This window comes from Nocardioides pocheonensis (genome assembly GCF_003725535.1).
Taxonomy (GTDB): Bacteria; Actinomycetota; Actinomycetes; order Propionibacteriales; family Nocardioidaceae; genus Marmoricola; species Marmoricola pocheonensis.
The window spans coordinates 1-423 of the sequence record NZ_RJSF01000009.1; positions in this window are offsets into that span (position 1 = coordinate 1).

Consider the following 423-nt stretch of genomic DNA (forward strand, 5'->3'; position numbering starts at 1 on the left):
GCCAGCGAGCCTCGAAACCACGCTCGGCAGGTGGCGGTCTGCGCCGGGGGGACGGGCGGCGAAGACGGGGTACGGCGCGGCCGGGTTCTGCCGTCGGGCGCGGGTCTGGTGCATTGGTGGTTGAGGTGCGAGCGCCAGCGAGCCTCGAAACCACTCGCCGGTCAGGGACCCAGCCACCGCTGGTTGAGCCTGCCGAAACCCACTCTTCTCGGGTGCCGGTCCGTGCCGGGGAAACTGGCAGCGACGACGGGGGCGGCGCGAGGCCGGGTCTCGCCGTCGGCTGCGGTTGTGGCGGTGCTTCGGTGGTTGAGGTGCGAGCGCCAGCGAGCCTCGAAACCACCCCGGGGCAGAGACCCCACCACGGACGGCTGAGCCCAGTCCGAGGTGGTTGAGCCTGCCGAAACCACCCGCACCGCAAGGCCG